This window comes from Citrobacter sp. RHBSTW-00859, assembly GCF_013729795.1.
GTDB lineage: Bacteria > Pseudomonadota > Gammaproteobacteria > Enterobacterales > Enterobacteriaceae > Citrobacter > Citrobacter braakii.
In genome coordinates this window covers 651677-672724 of sequence record NZ_CP056284.1, presented here as the reverse complement: position 1 = coordinate 672724, position 21048 = coordinate 651677, and the positions used below count along the sequence as shown (strand labels likewise).

Here is a 21048-nt window from a genome sequence, read left to right as displayed (position 1 = left end):
GGGTGAAGGTATGCAATACATCAAGATCCATACGCTGGATAACGTCGCGGTAGCGCTCGCTGATTTGGCTGAAGGAACCGAAGTCACCGTTGATGGGCAAGCGGTAATCCTGCGCCAAGTGGTTTCTCGTGGCCATAAATTCGCTTTATGCGATATTGCGCAAGGCGAAAACGTCATTAAATACGGTTTGCCAATCGGTCATACGTTGGTGGACGTGGCGGCGGGTGAGCATATTCATGCTCACAACACGCGCACGAATCTGAGCGACCTGGACACGTATAGCTACCACCCTGATTTTCAGGCAGAGCTTGTTCAACCCGCCGATCGCGATGTACAGATCTATCGTCGCGCCAACGGCGAGGTCGGCGTGCGCAACGAACTGTGGATCCTGCCGACGGTCGGCTGCGTCAACGCTATGGCGCGTCAGATGCAGAACCGCTTTCTGAAAGAGACCAACGACGCCGAGGGTATCGACGGCGTGCATCTTTTCAGTCACACCTACGGCTGTTCACAGCTGGGTGACGACCACATCAACACCCGTACCATGCTGCAAAATATGGTGCGCCACCCGAATGCGGGTGCGGTGCTGGTGGTCGGCCTGGGCTGTGAAAACAACCAGGTTGATGCCTTCCGCGAAACTTTAGGCGAGTACGATCCTGAGCGTGTTCACTTTATGGTCTGCCAACATCAGGAAGACGAAGTGGAAGCGGGGATTGAACATCTCCATCAGTTGTACAACGTGATGCGTAACGATAAGCGTGAGCCGGGTAAGCTGGGCGAGCTGAAGTTTGGTCTGGAATGCGGCGGCTCTGACGGCCTGTCCGGTATTACCGCCAACCCGATGCTGGGGCGTTTTTCCGACTACGTGATTGCCAACGGCGGCACCACCGTGCTGACTGAAGTACCGGAAATGTTCGGTGCCGAGCAGCTGCTGATGGACCACTGCCGTGACGAAGAAACCTTCGGCAAGCTGGTGACCATGGTCAATGACTTTAAGCAGTACTTCATTGCTCACGACCAGCCGATTTACGAGAATCCATCGCCGGGCAACAAAGCGGGCGGGATCACCACGCTGGAAGATAAATCTCTGGGTTGCACGCAAAAAGCGGGCTCCAGCCAGGTGGTGGATGTACTGCGCTACGGCGAACGCCTGAAGACACACGGCCTGAACTTACTGAGCGCGCCGGGTAACGATGCGGTTGCTACCAGTGCCCTCGCGGGCGCGGGCTGTCATATGGTGCTGTTCAGCACCGGCCGCGGTACGCCGTACGGCGGTTTTGTGCCGACGGTGAAAATTGCGACCAACAGCGAGCTGGCGGCCAAGAAAAAACACTGGATCGATTTTGACGCCGGACAGCTGATCCACGGTAAAGCGATGCCTCAGCTGCTGAGCGAGTTTGTCGATACGATCGTTGAGTTCGCCAATGGCAAGCAAACTTGCAACGAGCGCAACGATTTCCGGGAACTGGCTATCTTTAAAAGCGGCGTAACATTGTAATTACCCTTCATCTTTCGCGTGACAGCCGCGTTGGCTGCGTCCATTCACCCCGGTCACTTACTCCAGTAAGCTCCCGGGGATGTCTGAACTTACCGCCTTGCGGTAGCACGAAATCTATTGGGTAATCGAAATGGAGTGGATTTTAAAAACGGCGTTTCATAATATGGGGCGCCGTTTGTTTTTGCGTTTCCTCACAAGGATCTCCCATGACCGCGTATTGGCTGGCCCAGGGCGTAGGTGTCATCGCCTTTTTGATCGGCATTACCACCTTTTTCAATCGAGATGAGCGCCGGTTCCGGCTGCAACTCGCCGTCTACAGCGCCACCATTGGCGTGCATTTTTTTCTGATGGGCGCCTGGCCTGCGGGAATGAGTGCAGAGCTAAACACCATCCGCACACTCGTCTCGATGCATACCCGCAAACTATGGGTAATGACCGTTTTTATTATCCTCACCCTGGTTCTCGGGCTGGCGAAATTACAGCATGCGATGGAGCTGTTGCCGATTATTGGCACGCTGGCCAGCACTTGGGCGCTGTTTCGCTGCCAGGGGCTGACCGTGCGCTGCGTAATGTGGTGCGCAACCGCCTGTTGGGTTATCCATAATTTCTGGTTGGGATCGATTGGTGGGACGATGATCGAAGGTAGTTTTCTGGTGATGAACGGCCTGAACATTATTCGCTTCCGGCGGATGCAAAAACGCGGAATTGATCCATTCAAAATTGAAAAAAGCGTACAAGAAGAGAACCCCTCCGTCCGGTGACGGAGGGGCAGAGATTAGCCGCGCAGGGCGTTATTTGCCAGACGTTCGTCTTCAGCCTGGCAGGCCGCAGCGGTAAACAGGACGTCTGTAGAAGAGTTCAGCGCCGTTTCACAGGAATCCTGCAATACGCCGATGATAAAGCCAACGGCAACGACCTGCATGGCGATGTCATTCGGGATACCGAACATATTACATGCCAGTGGGATCAGCAGCAGAGAACCCCCCGCCACGCCCGATGCGCCGCAGGCGCACAGCGAAGCAACCACGCTCAGTAACAGCGCCGTCGGTAAATCGACCGGAATACCCAACGTATTTACCGCCGCCAGCGTCAACACGGTAATGGTGATCGCCGCGCCAGCCATATTGATGGTAGCTCCCAGCGGGATAGACACCGAATAGGTATCACGATCCAGGTTCAGCTTCTCACACAGCGCCATATTCACCGGAATGTTTGCCGCGGAGCTGCGGGTAAAGAAGGCGTACACGCCGCTTTCACGCAGACAGGCCAGCACTAACGGATATGGGTTGCGGCGAATTTTCCAGAATACCAGCAGCGGGTTGACCACCAACGCTACCAGCAGCATACAGCCTACCAGCACGGTCAGCAGATGTGCGTAGCCCCAAAGCGTGGCGAAACCGGTGGTTGCCAGCGTGGAGGAGACCAGGCCGAAGATACCGATCGGCGCGAAACGAATCACCAGCTTCACCATAAAGGTAACAGCGTTGGACATATCGTTGACCAGATTTTTGGTCGTTTCATTACCGTGACGCAGCGCAAAGCCCAGACCGACGGCCCAAACCAGGATGCCGATGTAGTTGGCGTTAAGCAGTGCATCAATTGGGTTAGAAACCATGCTCATTAGCAGACCACGCATCACTTCGATAATGCCGGACGGCGGTACGATATCGCTGGCGCTGCTGGAAAGATGCAGTGTCGATGGGAAGGCGAAGCTGAAGACAACGGCCGCTAACGCTGCGGAAAATGTTCCGAGCAGGTAGAGGAACAGAATTGGGCGGATATTGGTTTTTTGCCCGTGCTGGTGGTTGGCGATAGAAGCCATTACCAGCATCAGAACCAGAATTGGTGCGACGGCTTTTAACGCGCCGACGAACAGAGTACCCAGTAAACCAACGGCTTCTGCCGCAGGTTTTGACACCAGTGCCAGTAAAATCCCCAGAACCAAACCGATCAAAATTTGTTTAACCAGGCTCCCTTGCGCCAAGCGCGAGAATAGCCCCGATGAACGTTGCGTAGTCATGTAGTAATCCTTTCATTGTGTTGTTGCCCTGCCTTTGTGCGTTCTGTAGACGCATCTTTCAGGATGAGGCAAATGTTTGCATGGCTGAGTATAAGGAAAGAACAGGGTTCTGGAAGCGAAATATCCTGGATTTCGCGTTGAGATCATATTTTATAACTTTGAGTTAACATTATTTTGACATGATAAACAAAAAGCCCGACGCACGCAGTGTGCTGTCGGGCTTTTCAGCTAGCAGATGAAACTTACTGTATTTGCTGCTTTTTATCGTGCTGGTGGTTGACCCAGGCGTTCACAATCAGCGTCACAAACAGAATGCCAAATACCACGCCTAACGAGATAGCGATCGGGATATGGTAGAAATCGACGATCAGCATCTTAATACCGATAAACACCAGAATGACCGACAAACCGTACTTCAGCATGGAGAAACGCTCCGCCACGCCCGCCAGCAGGAAGTACATTGCGCGCAGACCCAAAATAGCAAACAGGTTTGAGGTCAACACGATGAACGGGTCGGTAGTGACGGCAAAGATAGCCGGAATACTGTCGACGGCGAAAATGACGTCGCTCAGCTCAACCAGAATCAACACCAGCATCAGCGGCGTAACAAACAGCAGGCCGTTTTTACGCACGAAGAATTTTTCATCTTCGATGGTATCGGTCATGCGCAAATGACCGCGCAGCCAGCGTACTAACGGTCTGTCGCCAATACCGGAAGCATCTTCTTTCGCCAGCGCCATTTTTACGCCGGTAAACAGCAGGAATGCACCGAACACGTACAACAGCCACTCAAATTGGGTGATAAGCCAACTGCCGGCGAAGATCATGATCGTACGCAGAACAATGGCTCCCAGCACGCCATACACCAGTACCCGACGCTGCAACGCAGGCGGTACGGAGAAGTAGCTGAACAGCATCAACCAGACAAAGACGTTATCTACTGCCAGCGATTTTTCGATCAAATAGCCGGTAAGGAACGCCAGCGCCTGTGGGTCGGCAACGGCGCGGCCCTGGGTTTGTGCCAGGTACCACCAGAAGACGGCGTTAAACAGTAACGACAGCGTTACCCAAACGATTGACCAGGCCGCAGCCTGCTTCATCGACATCGTATGCGCGCCACGACGACCCTGCAACAGCAGGTCGATGGCCAGCATAATTACCACCACGACAGCGAAGCCACCCCATAACAACGGTGTGCCGACAGTATTCATTGTATTTCCCCATGCATAAAAAAAACGGCCAACGCCGAATGACGTTAGCCGCTGCTTTTTATGCATAGACCTTGCCATTCGGCAAGGTCTCACTTACAACAACAAAGGAATACGATGGCGTATTCCTTTGTTATCGCCCGGCGACCGGATGTGGTTTTTCACACATCGTAATGACGATCAACCGACAACGAAGTTACTCCCCTTTGCGGGTTACAAAATATTACAGGCCATGCATTCAGTCAATGGCCTGCAACATTCGTTTTACATACCTTTACGCTGTCAGCGATGTTACCGCTTCATCTGCCGGGAAAATCACGCCGGTCTGGCGGCGAATCTCTGTTTGCAGTTTGGCGGTGATACGGCTGACGGCCAGTGCGGGGTGATCCACTTCGCCGGATTCAACCAAATGAGCAAAAGCCTCTGCCTCATACAGCATAGTATTGATGTGCTGAGGCGTCGTCAGATCCTGGGTTTTCCCCCCGCGAGGAACGAAGCACACTTTCTGACACTCGGAGATATGCTCGATCACCAGCGATCCCTGCTCGCCCTGAATTTCACTGGCTAACACCGAGTCGCTTACTTTTGAGTGCTGGAGTGTGACGCTGAAATCACCGTAATTCATCACCACCACGCCGTGGGCATCTACGCCGCTTTCCAGCAGACTGGCGCTGGCCTGAACGCTTTGCGGTTCACCCCACAGCGCAACCGCTGAGGCCAGGCAGTAAAAACCGATATCCATGATCGAGCCATTTGAGAACGCCGGATTAAACGTGTTCGGATTTTCACCGTCCAGATAGCGCTGGTAACGCGAGGAGTACTGGCAGTAATTAATAAACGCTTTCCTGATTCTTCCGACTTTGGGTAGAGATTGCTGCAACAGCAGGAAGTTAGGCAAGCTGGCGGTCTTAAACGCTTCAAACAGCACGACCTGATTTTCGCGCGCGCAGGCGATAGCGGCTTCGGCTTGCGCCAGGTTTGAGGCCAGCGGCTTTTCGCAAATAACATGCTTTTTGTGCCGCAAAAACAGCTCGGTCTGCGGGAAGTGCAGGGAGTTTGGACTGGCGATGTAGACGGCGTCGATCGCCTCGCTTTGCGCCATCGCTTCCAGTGAGGTAAACAGATGCTCGACGGGGTAATCGTTGGCGAAGGTCTGCGCCTGCTCGAGGCTACGGGAATAGACCGCGGTCAACTTATATTTGCCGGTTTCATGGGCGGCATCGACAAACTGGCGGGTGATCCAGTTTGTGCCAATTACTGCGAAACGTATCATAATGGCCTTCAGGCTGCGAAAAGGGATCCTTTCGTCAATTTAGCATGCCCTGAAGACAAAGCCAGTGCGCAACTACGCAGTTTGCTTTAACGATTGTTGCGTTAACCACAGGCGGGTATCGAACTCCAGTTGATGATACTGAGGCTCCATATGACAGCACAGCTGGTAAAACGCTTTGTCGTGCTCTTTTTCTTTCAGATGCGCCAGTTCATGAACGACGATCATGCGTAAAAAAGGTTCAGGGGCATTGCGAAACACGGTGGCAACGCGGATCTCCGCTTTGGCTTTTAGCTTACCGCCCTGCACGCGAGATACGGCGGTATGCAGCCCCAGCGCATTCTTCAGAACGTGTATCTTGCTGTCATACATGACTTTATTCAGCGGCGGGGCATTACGCAGGAACTGATTTTTCAGATCCTGAGTATATTGCCAGAGCGCTTTGTCGGTCGCGAAATCATGCGTCCCCGGATAGCGCTTCTCCAGCACTGCGCCCAGACGCTGTTCAGCAATCAGCGTTCTCACCTGAGAAAGCAAATGTTCCGGGTAGCCCTGGAGATAAGTTAGTTGGTTCATCTTTGCCCATGCCAATCATAAAAAGTGTATACTCACGCACCCTTTTCAGGGATACGCCGAAATTTTACCATTCAGGAGGGCCGATGAGCCACATAGACAACGGTTTCCGTTCGCTGTCACTTAAACGTTTCCCGGAAACGGATGACGTTAACCCGCTGCTGGCGTGGGAAGCGGCAGATGAATATCTGCTGCAACAGCTGGACGATACCGAGATTAGCGGCCCGGTGCTAATCCTGAATGATACCTTTGGCGCGCTGGGCTGTGCGCTGGCGCAACATTCGCCGTACAGCATCGGCGATTCTTATCTCAGCGAGCTTGCCACACGCGAGAACCTGCGTCACAACGATATTGCCGAGTCGAGCGTCAAGTTCCTCGACAGTACGGCTGACTACCCGCAGGCGCCGGGCGTGGTGCTGATTAAGCTGCCAAAAACCATGGCGCTGCTGGAGCAGCAACTGCGCGCACTGCGCGAAGTGGTAACGCCGCAAACGCGTATCATCGCCGGGGCAAAAGCGCGTGATGTGCATACCTCGACGCTGGAGCTGTTTGAAAAAGTATTGGGTCCAACCACCACCACGCTGGCGTGGAAAAAAGCCCGTTTAATCAACTGTACGTTCAGCAAACCTGAGCTGGCCGCTGCCTCGCAAACGCTAAGCTGGAAGCTGGAAGGTACCGAATGGACTATCCATAACCACGCCAACGTCTTCTCCCGTACCGGACTGGATATCGGCGCGCGCTTTTTTATCGAGCATCTGCCGGAAAACCTCGAAGGGGAGATTGTTGACCTCGGCTGTGGTAACGGCGTCATCGGTATGACGCTGCTGGCGAAGAACCCGGAAGCCAGCGTGGTATTTGTTGATGAATCGCCGATGGCGGTGGCTTCAAGCCGCTTGAACGTGGAAAGTAACATGCCTGAAGCGCTGGATCGCTGTGAGTTTATGATCAACAACGCGCTGTCGGGCGTCGAACCGTTCCGCTTTAACGCCGTGCTGTGTAACCCACCGTTCCACCAGAAGCACGCGCTGACGGATAACATTGCCTGGGAGATGTTCCACCACGCTCGTCGCTGCCTGAAAATCAACGGTGAGCTGTACATTGTGGCTAACCGTCACCTTGACTACTTCCACAAGCTGAAGAAGATTTTCGGCAACTGCGTGACCATCGCCACCAATAATAAATTCGTGGTACTGAAAGCGGTCAAAACCGGTCGCCGCCGCTAATCGTGTGTGCCGGATGGCGGCGTGACCGCCTTATCCGGCCTACGAAATACATACTGTTAAATTTCCAGCGCCAGCATCGTCCCTTGGGCAATAGCGCGTCGGGCATCCAGCTCCATCGCCACATCGCAGCCGCCGATCAGATGCACCGTTTTACCCGCCGCGTGGAGCGGATCGACCAGCTCACGGCGCGGCTCTTGTCCGGCGCAAATCACCACGTTATCCACGTTAAAGATCAACGGTTCACCGTTCAACACGACGTGTAAGCCATCATCATCAATTTTCTGATAGCTAACTGCCGGGATCATTTTCACTCCGCGTGAGAGCAGGGTGGCGCGATGGATCCAGCCCGTCGTTTTCCCTAAACCTTGTCCCGGTTTGCTGGCTTTGCGCTGCAACATCACTATCTGGCGCGGGCTGCGGGATAAGTGCGGGCCTTCCAGGCGTAAGCCGCCAGGCTGTTGCAGGCTGGTGTCGATCCCCCATTCCACGCAGAATTCCGCAATGTTTTGGCTGGTGGGCTCACCGGGCTGGCTCAAATACATGGCGGTATCAAAACCGATCCCGCCGCAGCCAACGATCGCTACGCGTTTGCCCACCGGCATTTTATCGCGCAGGACGTCGAGATAGCTCAGCACTTTAGGATGCGCGATCCCCTCGATCGGTGGCATACGTGGCTCGATCCCGCTGGCGAGGATCACTTCATCGAAGGGGTACAGATCGCGTGCGCTGACAAAGTGATTCAGCTTCAGCGACACGCCAGTCACATCGATCATCCGGCGGTAGTAGCGCAGGGTTTCATAAAATTCTTCTTTGCCGGGGATCTGCTTAGCGATATTAAACTGCCCGCCAATCTCGCTATGCGCGTCAAATAATGTCACGTGATGACCGCGTGCGGCGGCATTAATGGCGAAGGCGAGGCCTGCAGGACCTGCTCCGACAACCGCCAGATTTTTCGGCACAGTGGCGGCAACGATCGGCATTTTGGTCTCATGGCAGGCGCGCGGATTCACCAGGCAAGAGGTGACTTTGCCGACGAAGATCTGATCCAGGCAGGCCTGGTTACAGCCGATACAGGTATTGATCTCATCCGCTCGCCCGGTTTGCGCTTTTGACAGCAGTTCGGCATCGGCGAGGAACGGACGGGCCATCGACACCATATCGGCATCGCCACGGGCCAGAATGTCATCGGCGACTTGAGGATCGTTAATGCGGTTGGTGGTGACCAGTGGGATCGTCACATGCCCTTTCAGCTTACGTGTCACCCAACTAAACGCACCGCGCGGCACCGGGGTGGCAATAGTGGGAATACGCGCCTCATGCCAGCCAATACCGGTGTTAATAATGGTCGCCCCTGCGGCTTCTATCGCCTGCGCCAGTTGGACGGTTTCGTCGAAGGTTCCGCCGTTTTCCACCAGATCGAGCATCGACAGGCGGAAGATAATAATAAAGTCATTACCGGCACGCTGGCGTACCGCGCGCACCACTTCCACGGCAAAACGCATGCGGTTGGCATACTCGCCGCCCCATTCGTCATTGCGCTGATTGGTACGCAGAGTCAGGAATTCGTTGATGAGATAGCCTTCCGAGCCCATCACTTCGACGCCATCATAGCCCGCTTCCCGCGCCAGTTGAGCGCAGTGGGCAAAATCTTCAATCAACTGCAGCACCTCATCGTGCGTCAGCTCATGCGGCGTAAAGCGGTTGATTGGCGCCTGAATGGCAGAAGGTGCCACCAGATGCGGTTGGTAGCTGTAACGGCCAGTATGCAGGATTTGCAGGGCGATTTTGCCGCCTTCGTCATGCACGGCGTCGGTAATGACACGATGATGTGCAAGCTGGCTGGTGTCGTTCAGCATCGCGCCGCCTTCCATCCCCACGCCGGAAAGCGCAGGCGCAATACCTCCGCTCACAATTAACGCTACGCCGTGACGGGCGCGTTCGGCGTAGAACGCGGCCAGCCGTTCTGCACCGTCGGGATACTCCTCCAGCCCGGTATGCATTGAACCCATCAGCACGCGGTTTTTAAGCGTGGTGAAGCCTAAATCGAGCGGGGCGAACAGCGACGGATAGCTCATAAAGGTGTCCAGTATGTAAAATTATTGTTATGTGGTCGGATGAGTTAATAATTTAGCCGTCGCCGCGTAAAAGGGAAAAGGGGAATGCCGTGATTGTGATGGGATTCAAAAAATGCCCCTGCGGACGCAAGGGCAAGTGGGTCAGAACGCCAGTCGTTTACCCAGGCCGTCAAAGAGGTGCAGGTGCGACTCTTGTACGGTGAGCGTAAGCGGTGTATCCGGCATGAAGCTAAGCTGTTGAAAAGACTTCAGGCACACGGGGGGCCGGCCAAATCCAACCACACCAGCGTGGAGTCGCCCTGTAATTCACACAGCCGGGTACGACCTTGCAATGTGAAATCCCCGGTCTGCTGGTACTGCATATGCTCCGGGCGGATGGCGACAAATAGTTTGTCCCCGTCGCTAACGCCTGCGGGCTGACCGGTGAGGCGGAAGACGAGGTTATCGGCGATATGCAGCGCGCCTTCACGCCATACCGCTGGCAGAACATTGATTTTCGGCGTGCCGATAAACTCAGCGACAAACAGGTTTGCCGGGGTGTTATACAGCTCCAGCGGCGTGCCCACCTGCTCAATTTTTCCCTTGTAAAGCACCACGATGCGATCGGCCAGCGTCATCGCCTCCACCTGATCGTGCGTTACATAAATCATGGTGTTTTTCAGGGTGTTATGCAGTTGCTGGATCTCCTGGCGCATCCCGACCCGCAACGCGGCATCCAGGTTAGACAGCGGTTCATCAAACAGAAACAGTTCCGGTTGCTGGACAATAGAACGCCCGATCGCCACACGTTGGCGCTGCCCGCCGGACAGATTCTGCGGCAGCCTGTCCAGCATCTCTTCCAGCTTCAGCATGCTGGCGGCGTGAGCGACCCGCTTATCAATCTCGGCGGCGGGCGTGTTGATATTACGTAAACCGAATGACAGATTTTCCCTGACGGTCATATGCGGGTAGAGGGCGTAGGACTGAAACACCATCGACAGGTTGCGTTTGCCCGCCGCAAGCCTGGTAACCTCTTTTCCCCCCATCACCAGTTTACCGCCGTCGGGGATTTCCAGTCCGGCGATGATCCGCAGCAGTGTGGATTTCCCGCATCCGGAAGGGCCAACCAGCACAATGAACTCCCCGGAGGCGATCTCCAGCGACAGATTTTCAATGATGGTGTTCTTGCCCCAGGCTTTATGAATATTGCTCAGGCTTAGCGCGGTCATAACCTCTCCTTGTCAGAATCCCAGGCTGCAATCAGCGTTAAAAGTTCATCGGTTTTGCGCGCCAACAGTGCCGTATCCGCGCGGGTTTCCACGTTCAGGCGCAGCAGCGGCTCGGTGTTGGAGGCGCGTAAGTTGAAGCGCCAGTCAACGAAGTCGATGCTCAACCCATCGCAATCGTCACGCAGGCCACCGGCTTGCAGATAGTGAGAGGCGATGGATTGCATGACCGATTGCGGATCGGCCACCGTCAGATTGATTTCGCCGGAAACCGGAAAGCGTACCTGGGCGTGTTCGATATACGCCGACAGCGGACGGCTGTCGCTGCCGATAATTTGCAGCAGCAATACCAGTGGGATCATTCCGCTGTCGCAATAGCCAAAATCGCGGAAGTAGTGGTGGCCGCTCATTTCTCCGCCGTAGACCGCGTCCTCTTCGCGCATTCGCGCTTTGATAAAGGCATGCCCGGTTTTGCTGATGACCGGGATTCCGCCGCAGCGAGTTACAACGTCCAGCGTATTCCACGTCAGGCGCGGGTCGAGAATGATGTGACTGCCTGCGGAGCGTTGCAGGAAGTGCTCGGCGAACAGGCCAACCAGGTAGTAGCTCTCAATAAAGCGGCCACACTCATCAAAGAAGAAGCAGCGATCGAAATCGCCATCCCAGGCGATGCCGAAATCAGCCTGATTTTCGATAACCGCCTGCTGGGTGATGAGGCGGTTTTCCGTCAGCATCGGATTCGGCACGCCTGCCGGGAAATGACCGTCCGGCTGATGGTGCAGGCGAATAAACTCAATCTGAACGCCCGCACGGGCCAGTCCGTCGGCGATCGCGTCAAGCGCAGGCCCGACGGTGCCATGTCCGGCGTTGGTCACAATACGTAGTGGGCGAGTCGGCGGATGCTGAAGGAAGCGCAGCAGGCAGGCAATCCAGGCGGGGCGATTATCATAAGGGATGAGGCTGCCACGATGGACAATCGGTGCAAAGTCGTTGCGCTCCGCCAGCGCTTTTATCTCCAGCAGGCCGTTGTCGTTACTGATCGGACGCGCCTCTTCGCGCACCAGCTTCATACCATTGTACTGCGCCGGATTATGGCTGGCGGTTATCTGAATGCCGCCGTCGGCACGCAGTTCCCGGGTGGCGAAATAGATCTCTTCGGTGCCTGACAGACCAATGTCGATAACATCCACGCCGCTGGAAATCAGCCCGTCGGTCACGGCGGATTTTAACGATTCCGAGCTAAGGCGAATGTCGGCGCCGATCACTACCCGGCGCGGATGGCGCCAGGCGACGTAAGCGCGACCGATGCGAAAGGCGATATCCGGCGTCAGGTTGACGCCAACCTCACCGCGAATGTCGTAGGCTTTAAAACAGGTTAGTTCATCCATAATCTACTCTTCTGTAATTAATGAGTCAGGCTGACTCCCGAATGATGAGCTGGTAAGGCAATTCATAGTGGGTCACCGGTCCTCTGGTGAGCAGCAATTTGACGGCCATTTCCCCTTTCTTTTCCGCGTCTTGCGCGATGGTGGTCAGACGTATTCCCGCCACCTCAACGGCGAGATTATCGAAACCGGTAACGGCAACCCGCTGCGGAACCGCCAGCTGCTGCCGTTGGCAGTAGTGGATCGCGCCGACGGCGAAGCGATCGGAAAGGCAGATAAGCGCAGTGATCTCCGGATGGGTTTCCAGTAACGCTTTGGCCGCCTGTTCGCCGTGTTCTTCATCGTGTCGGGTTTGATACAGCCAGCACGTATCAAGGGCGAAGCCGTGCTGCTGGAAAACCTCCCGGCAGGCATTCACGCGGGAGAGCATCAGCAGGTTGTCGCCGGTGACGGGGGCGGTCAAATCGCACATTCCCTGTGCCGAGGGCTGTGATGGAAAGGCGATGATGCCGAAATGTCGATGACCTTTATCGGCCAGATAGCGGGCAATATCGCGCATGGCGCAGGCGTTATCGATGGAGACGCTGCTGTGGTCGGGAAACTGAAAATCGAGCGTGACCACCGGACGCCCATGAGCCAGCGCGTGCTGGATCATGGCCGCATTGTTATGCGTGGCGTTGAGAATATAGCCATCAACCAGGGTGTTGAGCGGCGTCTGTTGCCGCTTACGCAAAGGGATCAAGACCAGATTGACGTTTTGTTCTTCACACTGGACGGCGATCCCCCGCATCAGCGCAATGTCGTGGGGATCGATAAACACGTAACTCATAGAGTCGTTGAATATCACGCCGATGGTGTCAGATTTGCCGGTACGCAGCGCGCGCGCCAGCTTGTCCGGTCCCTGAAAGCCAAGCTCGCTGGCATATTGCAAAATTCGCTGGCGCAGCTCCGGAGATAATTTTTCCGGATTATTCCATGCGTTCGACACCGTGGTATGGGAAATACCCATAATCTTGGCCAATAATTTTATCGTAATACGTTTCTTATCTTTATTATCATTAACGTTTATTTTCATGTTTAATATATTTGCTGGGTTTATATATTGGCGTGAATTATTTATTTCTATCGTCCATTGTGTTGAACGTTGATGCAAAGTTTAACGTTAAACAAAAATCGTTTTGTGATTTGTTTAACGTTAAACATAAAAAGGGGGTGTTAATTTACGCTCCATTCAATAGCAGGGTAGCGGTAAATCAATACTTATTGAAAGTAAATGGAGAATTATCGTGAGAATTGTAATATTAGCTAAATTAACAGCCTGTGTACTATTCACATTTTGTATTTCTGGTTGCGGTCCGGATGATAAAAAATCCGCAGAGACAGCAAAAACGCCAATTAAAATGTGGGTGGCACCAAACGAAAATGAAGAAGCCTTCTGGAATACTATGGTTAAAGAATGGAATAAAGACCCGGCGCATACCCCGGTCGAATTTACGCCCATTCCTGCCGCCAGCAGTTCTGAAGAGGCAATAATGAACGCGCTGGCTTCCGGCACGGAACCCGATATTTCCAGTAATATCTTTATCGGTTTTGCCAGCCAGTTGGTGGAAATTGGTCAGCTTGAAGACCTGTCTAAAATGAGTGGTTTTAATGAACTCGTTAATAACCGACAGATGGGCAAAATTATTCCTGCCTGGCAATTAAACGGCGAGCAACACGTTCTGCCAATCTATATTAATCCTATCGTCTGGTGGTGGCGGGGCGATTTACTCAAGCAGTATGGTTTTGACCATGTTCCGACCCGTTATGATGAGCTTTATCAGCTGGCAGAGCGCCGGGCGGCGGATAATAACGGCTATGTTATCCAGATGACCGCCGGGAAAAACTGGTGGGAACGCTGGTTCGATTTTATTCCGCTTTACTATGCGCAAAACGGCGGTAAACCTTACCTCGCGGGTCATCAGGCGACGTTTGCCGATCCTGCCGGACAGGCGGTACTGACCTTTATGGGGAAAGTCTTTAACAGCAAGTGGAGCAGCTACGACTTCACCGCCGCCGACGATCCGTTAGCGACCGGACAGGTGCTGGCGTCCGCGCGCGGTCCGTGGGATATCGCTCGCTATCACAAGCAGTATCCGGAGATCCTCAAAACGCTGCAAATTGGGCCGATGCTCACCGAGAAAGGCGACGCGCACCCGTATACGTTCGGCGACAGCAAAGGGGTGGTGATCTTCAGTTCCAGCAAGCGCAAAGCGCAGGCGTGGGCGTTTATTCAGTGGGTCTTTAACAACGCCGAGCACGACCGGAGCTGGCTGGAGTTGACCGGTATGCCGCCAGCACGCAGTGATTTAATGAGTAATCCGCTGTTTGTGAATTACTTTGAGAAAAACCCGCTGGAGAAGGCGATCGCATCTTACGTGGACGTCGCGCTGCCGCCAGCGGCCACTACGCAAACCACGGAGATTCAGCGCAGCATGACGCAGATGCTGGAGCAGGTCATTTTCAACCACGCCGATCCGGCAGCCACCCTCGATAAATCCGCGCAGGAAATTAACACATTGCTGGCGAAATAAGGGGAAAAAATGGCTGGATATGAATCCCGCACCGGAGGCCTGTTGGCCTCCACGTGGATCGGTTATTCGTTGCTGTTCTGGTTTTATCCGCTGTGCTGGCTGGTCGTGCTTAGCGTGACGAACTGGCAATTTATTGGCACGCCGACGTTTAGCGGATTACAGAATATCATTGGCGTGTTTCATGACGCGTTATTCTGGCAGTCGATGTGGAACGTGTGCCGTTTTTTAATGTGGTATATCCCGATTGTCTTTCTTGCCTCGCTGCTGTTTGCCGCGGGATTACGAAAAATTAAGTATGGGAAAAGTTTTATTGCCCTGAGCTTTTTACTGGCGAATATCTCTTCGGGGGTGGCCTATTCCATCGTCTTTGCAAAACTGTTCAGCGAATACGGGCCGGTCAATCAATTTTTACAGACCAGTTTCGGCATCTCTGTACCCTGGTTTACCAACCCTGACTGCGCCATGTTATCCATTGCGTTAATTGTTACCTGGAAATTCGTTGGTTATTACGGGCTGATTCTCTATTCCGGGATGGTGGCGATCCCCGCGGATATTTACAGCGCGGCGCAGTTGGATAAAACCGGGAAGTTTAAGCAAAGTTGGGCGATTACCCTGCCGATGATGAACGCGCAAATCGTGATGGTGATGGTGCTGGCGATTACCGTGGCGTTCAGCATCTTTACCGAGCCGTATCTTATCACCGGCGGTGGACCGCTCAACAGCACCACCAGTCCGATGGTGGTGATGTATGAAGTGGCGTTCCAGAAAATGAAGCCAACCTGGGCGGCGACCATGTCGATTATCGTTGCGGCATGCAGTTTCCTCGCCATCTGGGTCTTCCGCAAAGTATTCGAAAAACATATCGAGATTGTGTGAATGAAGAAACTGACTCCCTTAACGCTGCTCATTCACGCCGTGATGTTTTTGCTGGCGCTCACCTGGCTCTATCCTTTTATCTGGATGGTGATCTCCTCGCTGAAACCGACGGCGCAAATCTACACGACCGGGCTGTTTTCCGGTCATCTGACGCTGGAGAATTACGCTTTTCTGTTGGATAACAGCAACCGGGCGGACAAACCTTTTTTGCGCACCCTGGTTAACTCGCTGTTCGTGTCGCTCACCATTACCGTCTGCGTCACGCTGACCTCAATGCTGGTGGGATATGCCGTCGCGAAAACCGAGTTTCGCGGCAAAAATGCGTTTCGCAACCTGTTGATTGTGCAGATGGTTTTCCCGGTCTTTATGTTCATCATTCCACAGTTTGTCCTGATGCGTGAACTGGGGCTGATCAACAGCTACGGGGCGATGATCCTGCCGTATGCGATGAGCGCCTGGGGCATTTTTATGGTTTCGCAGAGCTTTAAAGGCACGCCGAATGATTACCTGTACGCCGCAAGGCTCGATCACGCCAGCCTGTGGGGGATCCTGCGGCATGTGATGATGCCGCTCAATAAATCCATTCTGGCGATTGTCGCGCTGTTCACCTTTTCCAGCTCATGGGACAACTTCCTCTGGCCGCTGATCGTGATGCGCGAAGTGGACAAAATGCCGTTTTCGGTGCTGCTCGCCACCTTCAGCAAATCCTATGGCATCTACCTGGGACCGGTGCTGGCGGGGTCGGTGGTGCAGATGCTGCCAATCGTTGTCCTGTTTATTCTGTTCAGAAAATACTTCCTCGAAGGCATGTCGTTATCACTGAAATAAGGAACGTGACGGTGAAAAAGCAACCGTGGTGGCAGGCGTGTACCTGTTATCAAATTTATCTGCCTTCGTTTTGCGACGGCAATAACGACGGGCTGGGCGATTTTCCGGGCCTGATTTCCCGGCTGGATTATTTGCAGGCGCTGGGCATCGGCGCGGTGTGGATCACGCCGTTTTATCCCTCTCCGCTGGTGGATAACGGCTACGATATCAGCGATTACTGCGCCGTTGACGCCCGTTTCGGCACTCTCGACGATTTTCGCCGGGTGGTTGACGGCTGCCATGCCAGAGGCATTCGGGTGATTATCGATCTGGTGGTCAATCACGTCTCCTCTGAACATCCCTGGTTTCGCGATGCGTGGAATAATCCGGGCAGCCGCTATCGTGATTATTTCCTTTTTCGCCGCCAGCCGAATAACTGGCGTTCTTTCTTTTCCGGCAGCGCGTGGACCGCTGAGCCAGACACCGGCGAGTTTTATTACCATAAATTCGCGCCCGGCCAGGTGGATCTCAACTGGGCCAACCCCGCGGTGGAACAGGAAATTTACCGGGTAGTGGATTTCTGGGTTACGCAGGGGGTGGACGGTTTTCGCTTTGACGTCATCAACTTTCTTACTACCGACGGCATTGGGCCTGATAACCCGGAAGAGAACGGCGAGCAGCGCCATGAATTTGACGTTAATCAGCCGCGACTCCCGGAGACGCTGCAACGGCTGTGTGCCCATGTTCGGGCGCAGGGTGACTATTTCCTGATTGGCGAAATCGGCAGCGAGGACCCTGACGTGCTCAGCCGCTATCAAAGTCCGCAACTGATGGACGTGGTGTTTAATTTTAATATCGGCAGCCAGAAAACCTTTGATGTTTCCCGTCTTTTCAGCCAGTTAAAAACTACGCTGGCTGCGCAGTCGGGTTTACCGACGCTGTTTTTCTCCAGCCATGATATGTCGCGGATGATCAGCCGCTTTGGCGAAAACGAGCGCGATACCGGGCGGGCGCTGGCGGTGTTGGCGCTCCAGCTAACGGTGAGCGGCGTGCCGTTTATCTTCCAGGGCGAAGAGCTGGGGGTGACCGACTACCGTCCGCAAACGGCAGAGCAGCTTTTTGATATACAGGGAAAAACCCATTACCGCACCGCCCTTGCCGCAGGCAGCAGCCCACAGCAGGCGCTGGCGCTGGCTATTGAACATTCGCGGGATGGTTCGCGCGCGCCGCTGCCCTGGCGCGACGCCCCCTTTGGCGGATTTTCCTCCGTCGCGCCGTGGATGCCCGTCGGCGGCGATATCGCCCTGATTAACGCGGAGCGCCAGCAGCAGGATGAAACATCGTTCTGGCATCAGTACCGGCTGCTTATCGCCCTGCGCCGCCGCGTTGCGGCGCTGCATCAGGGACAGCAGGACTCGCTTGACCTCACTGACGAATGCGTCTGGTTTACCCGTTCGACGGCGGCGGAGCAGGTCTGGGTCGCCATCAACTTTGGTGCGCCCGTTCGCAATCCGTGGCAGGAGATTGAGGCTGAAGTGCTGTACGGGGAGGACGCGCAATGGATTGGCAAGAATCAATGTTTGATCAAAAGGAGAGTACATGGACAGGCACAGTAAAAACCCGTTGATTACCCCGGCGGACGTGACGCCTTCACTGCCCGGCAGGAAGGTCGATTGTGTTTTCAATGCTGGCGTAACGGAGTGTGACGGGGAGATCGTTTTGCTGCTGCGGGTGGCGGAAAGCGTGATCAATTCCGATCCGCAGCAGCGTGTCGTACCGCTGTTGGAAAAAACCGATGCGGGCTGGGTACAGGCCACCGCGAGTTTTGATCGTCGGGATGAACGCTATGATTTCAGCGATCCGCGGGTGATCGTGCTGAAAAGCGATCCGGCGCGGGTGTGGCTGACCTCCATGTCGCATCTGCGTCTGGCGCGCAGTCGCGACGGGGTGAACTTCCGGATTGACAGCCAGCCGTTTATCATCGCCGATACGCAATATGAAGAGTTCGGCTGCGAAGATGCGCGGATCACCCGCATCGATGATACCGCGTACATCAACTACTCGGCGGTGTCGTCGCTGGGGATCTCTACCGCGTTGGCGGTGACCAAAGATTTTGTCACGGTGGAGAAAAAAGGGTTGATCCTCTGTCCGGACAACCGCGACGTCTGCTTTTTCCCGGAAAAGATCGCCGGTAAATATCACGCCCTGACCCGTCCGGCCCCGTGCCACTTCGGTCATCCGGAAATCTGGATCTGCGAGTCGCCGGATATGTTGCACTGGGGCAACCATCGCCACCTGCTGGGACGGTCCGGCGATGCCTGGGACTGCCGTAAATCAGGCGGCGGCGCGCCGGTATTAAAAACCGATCGCGGCTGGCTGGAGATCTACCACGGTGTGGATGCCGATCAGCGCTACTGCCTTGGCGCGCTGCTGCTGGATCTCAACGAGCCGACCCGCATTCTGGCGAAATCACCGGTACCGTTGCTGGAGCCAGATGCGCCCTACGAGCGCGAAGGCTTCTTCGGCAACGTGGTGTTCACCTGTGGGGCGCTGATCCGCGATGAGACGCTGCACGTCTGGTACGGCGCCGCCGATGAGTGTGTGGCGCTGGCGACAATGCCGCTGGACAAACTGTGGCGGCATCTGGGGGTTAAATAAATGCCGCAGAGCGTTCTGGGTTGCTAAACCTCCTTCTGGCAAGGGGGGCGATTCACACGTTGCGGCCGCTGGTGGACGAATCTTTGCTGCAAATAATGAAAGTACACAACAGAAGAGCAGGGCAATAAATGCCCTGCAAGTCTGTATATTTAATTTCACATTGTATTTCAGGTGAGCAAGAAAACAGACCGCTCTAATCGTTATTAATATTTTAATTAATATCTGACGCGGGAGCCGCCTCAATAGCTTTTTCTTCTTTGGTTAGCCCTTTGATGTATTTACTGTATTTCCACCAGGCAAAACCGAGGAAAATAACAATCCCCCCGACGTTATAGAAAATAATGGTCATGATGTTACCACCGGTCGGGAAGGTCGAGGCAATAAACCCGATGGTGAAAAGGACAATCAGCATCGATACCACAATAATGCCGGTTTTTTGCGAACCCATACGGAAGTCGCGCGGTAAGTGGTCCAGTTTTGCGCGCAGATTCAGGTAAGCCAGCATAATAAACAGCGGCGGCAGCATCGATGCGGCGGCGGTCATGTTGATGATGGTGTTCATTAAATCCTGCACGGTATTGGAGCCGAGCGTTGGGATAATCATCAGCGGGATAACAATCAGGAACTGAATCCAGGCTGCGCGGGCCGGAACGCCATTTTCATTCAGTTCGACGGTTTTTTTACCGAAAATACCCGCCGGAATTTCAGAGAAGAAAATTTTCACCGGCGTTGCGGTCCACATCAGCAGAGAGCCGAACATCGCGGTAAAGGAGACCAGGCCAACAAAGCGGTTAACGATCAGTTCCGGCAGGCCAAAGTATGCCGCCAGGCCGTGGAATACCTGTACCGAACCACCGGTAAATTTCAGCTCTTTGCTGCTCACGAAGACGTTGATCAGTACCGAGGAGATGGAATAGAGCACGCCAATAAAAATCCCGGCAATGATAATGACCTTCACGAACGATTTTGACCCGCCCTTGACGTCGTTGACGTACACTGCCACTGACTCCGCACCGCCTGCCGCCATAAAGATCCAGGTGGTGATACCGAGGAAGGCCCAGTTAAAATTCGGGATCATTGCGTCTACGGTGATAGGGTCAGCAGGCTGTACGCCGCCAACCAGCGCAGTACCCGCCAGCAGGATGTAGGACAGGGTCAGCAGCAGCATCAATGTGGAGGTGACCGAAGTAATTGGTCCTAACATTTTTGCGCCGTTGGTCGAAACCCAGGTGGAGAAGGCAAACAGCACCATACTTAACACAGTGGTTGCGAACGGCGTCAGAATGTATTCGTAGCCTAAAAAAGCATATGAGGCGTAGGCGATAACACGGGGTAACAGCGAGGTAAAAAAGAACAGGTTAACGAACCAATAGGTATAGGCGGTAATAAATGCCCAACGTCCGCCCAGCGAACTTTTCACCCATGCATAGACACCGGCTTCGGAGTTTTTATTCAGCGAAACAAATTCAGCGATGATTAAGCAGAACGGAATAAAGTAGAAGATCGTCGCGAGGAAAAACATCGGTGCGGATGCCAGACCAAGCTCAATATTATTGTTGATAACGTTATTAAAACTATAAACCGCGGCAAAGGTGAGTGAAAGTAAGCCGAACTTGCCGATGGTATTACGTTTGGTATCAGACATAGCACATCTCCGATTCCTGATTATTATAGGGT

16 protein-coding genes and 1 pseudogene are annotated in these 21048 nt (G+C 54.1%); 8 read left to right on the top strand and 9 right to left on the bottom strand.

Annotated elements, in window-relative coordinates:
• Nucleotides 1–10: 10 nt before the first annotated feature.
• Both HV302_RS03345 and HV302_RS03340 read left to right on the top strand, forming a co-directional pair.
• On the top strand, nucleotides 11–1498 hold the full coding sequence (locus tag HV302_RS03345; protein ID WP_131346940.1) for a UxaA family hydrolase: 1488 nt from the start codon (nucleotides 11–13) through the stop codon (nucleotides 1496–1498).
• Nucleotides 1499–1704: 206 nt separating this feature from the next.
• Nucleotides 1705–2259, top strand: a complete 555-nt coding sequence (locus HV302_RS03340) for a YgjV family protein (protein ID WP_016154613.1) — start codon at nucleotides 1705–1707, stop codon at nucleotides 2257–2259.
• A gap of 14 nt (nucleotides 2260–2273) precedes the next feature.
• Here the strand turns inward: HV302_RS03340 and sstT are convergent, their stop codons facing one another.
• The 4 genes from sstT to HV302_RS03320 all read right to left on the bottom strand — a co-directional run bounded on the left by sstT (nucleotide 2274) and on the right by HV302_RS03320 (nucleotide 6572).
• Nucleotides 2274–3518, bottom strand: coding sequence for a serine/threonine transporter SstT (gene sstT, locus HV302_RS03335; protein ID WP_016154612.1), 1245 nt, complete (start codon nucleotides 3516–3518; stop codon nucleotides 2274–2276).
• 242 nt (nucleotides 3519–3760) lie between these two features.
• Nucleotides 3761–4729: a TerC family protein gene (locus HV302_RS03330; RefSeq protein WP_016154611.1), complete on the bottom strand. Its 969-nt coding sequence runs from the start codon at nucleotides 4727–4729 to the stop codon at nucleotides 3761–3763.
• A gap of 271 nt (nucleotides 4730–5000) precedes the next feature.
• Nucleotides 5001–5999: a Gfo/Idh/MocA family protein gene (locus HV302_RS03325; protein WP_016154610.1), complete on the bottom strand. Its 999-nt coding sequence runs from the start codon at nucleotides 5997–5999 to the stop codon at nucleotides 5001–5003.
• 72 nt (nucleotides 6000–6071) lie between these two features.
• On the bottom strand, nucleotides 6072–6572 hold the full coding sequence (locus HV302_RS03320) for a M48 metallopeptidase family protein (RefSeq protein ID WP_016154609.1): 501 nt from the start codon (nucleotides 6570–6572) through the stop codon (nucleotides 6072–6074).
• Nucleotides 6573–6655: 83 nt separating this feature from the next.
• Between HV302_RS03320 and rlmG the strand changes: the two genes are divergently transcribed.
• Entirely contained in the window at nucleotides 6656–7792 is a 1137-nt protein-coding gene (gene rlmG, locus HV302_RS03315) for a 23S rRNA (guanine(1835)-N(2))-methyltransferase RlmG (RefSeq protein WP_016157532.1), read from the top strand.
• A 56-nt stretch (nucleotides 7793–7848) separates the two neighbouring features.
• Here rlmG and HV302_RS03310 read toward each other — a convergent pair whose 3' ends face one another.
• The 4 genes and pseudogenes from HV302_RS03310 to HV302_RS03295 form a co-directional block, all read right to left on the bottom strand.
• Entirely contained in the window at nucleotides 7849–9867 is a 2019-nt protein-coding gene (locus HV302_RS03310) for an oxidoreductase (RefSeq protein WP_047499171.1), read from the bottom strand.
• A 141-nt stretch (nucleotides 9868–10008) separates the two neighbouring features.
• Nucleotides 10009–11075: pseudogene (locus tag HV302_RS03305) on the bottom strand (ABC transporter ATP-binding protein).
• Nucleotides 11072–12460, bottom strand: coding sequence for a phosphomannomutase CpsG (locus tag HV302_RS03300; protein ID WP_181626909.1), 1389 nt, complete (start codon nucleotides 12458–12460; stop codon nucleotides 11072–11074). Before HV302_RS03300 ends, HV302_RS03305 begins: the two are co-directional and overlap by 4 nt.
• 25 nt (nucleotides 12461–12485) lie before the next feature.
• Nucleotides 12486–13532, bottom strand: a complete 1047-nt coding sequence (locus tag HV302_RS03295) for a LacI family DNA-binding transcriptional regulator (protein WP_181626908.1) — start codon at nucleotides 13530–13532, stop codon at nucleotides 12486–12488.
• A gap of 211 nt (nucleotides 13533–13743) precedes the next feature.
• On the opposite strand from HV302_RS03295, the gene HV302_RS03290 reads away from it, so the two are divergent.
• The 5 genes from HV302_RS03290 to HV302_RS03270 are packed head-to-tail and all read left to right on the top strand — an operon-like array spanning nucleotide 13744 to nucleotide 19371.
• A complete protein-coding gene (locus tag HV302_RS03290) occupies nucleotides 13744–15030 on the top strand; it encodes an ABC transporter substrate-binding protein (protein WP_181626907.1) in 1287 nt (428 codons plus the stop codon).
• Nucleotides 15031–15039: 9 nt separating this feature from the next.
• Complete coding sequence (locus HV302_RS03285; protein WP_181626906.1) at nucleotides 15040–15906, top strand: carbohydrate ABC transporter permease; 867 nt, start codon at nucleotides 15040–15042, stop codon at nucleotides 15904–15906.
• Entirely contained in the window at nucleotides 15907–16734 is an 828-nt protein-coding gene (locus HV302_RS03280; RefSeq protein WP_181626905.1) for a carbohydrate ABC transporter permease, read from the top strand.
• 11 nt (nucleotides 16735–16745) lie between these two features.
• Entirely contained in the window at nucleotides 16746–18329 is a 1584-nt protein-coding gene (locus tag HV302_RS03275; RefSeq protein WP_181626904.1) for an alpha-glucosidase, read from the top strand.
• Nucleotides 18313–19371: a glycoside hydrolase family 130 protein gene (locus HV302_RS03270; RefSeq protein ID WP_049283294.1), complete on the top strand. Its 1059-nt coding sequence runs from the start codon at nucleotides 18313–18315 to the stop codon at nucleotides 19369–19371. The genes HV302_RS03275 and HV302_RS03270 overlap by 17 nt, the downstream gene beginning before the upstream one ends.
• A 211-nt stretch (nucleotides 19372–19582) precedes the next feature.
• Here the strand turns inward: HV302_RS03270 and HV302_RS03265 are convergent, their stop codons facing one another.
• The gene (locus HV302_RS03265) at nucleotides 19583–21016 is read right to left on the bottom strand and encodes an amino acid permease (protein WP_016154598.1); all 1434 of its coding nucleotides are present in this window, start codon (nucleotides 21014–21016) and stop codon (nucleotides 19583–19585) included.
• Nucleotides 21017–21048: the final 32 nt, after the last annotated feature.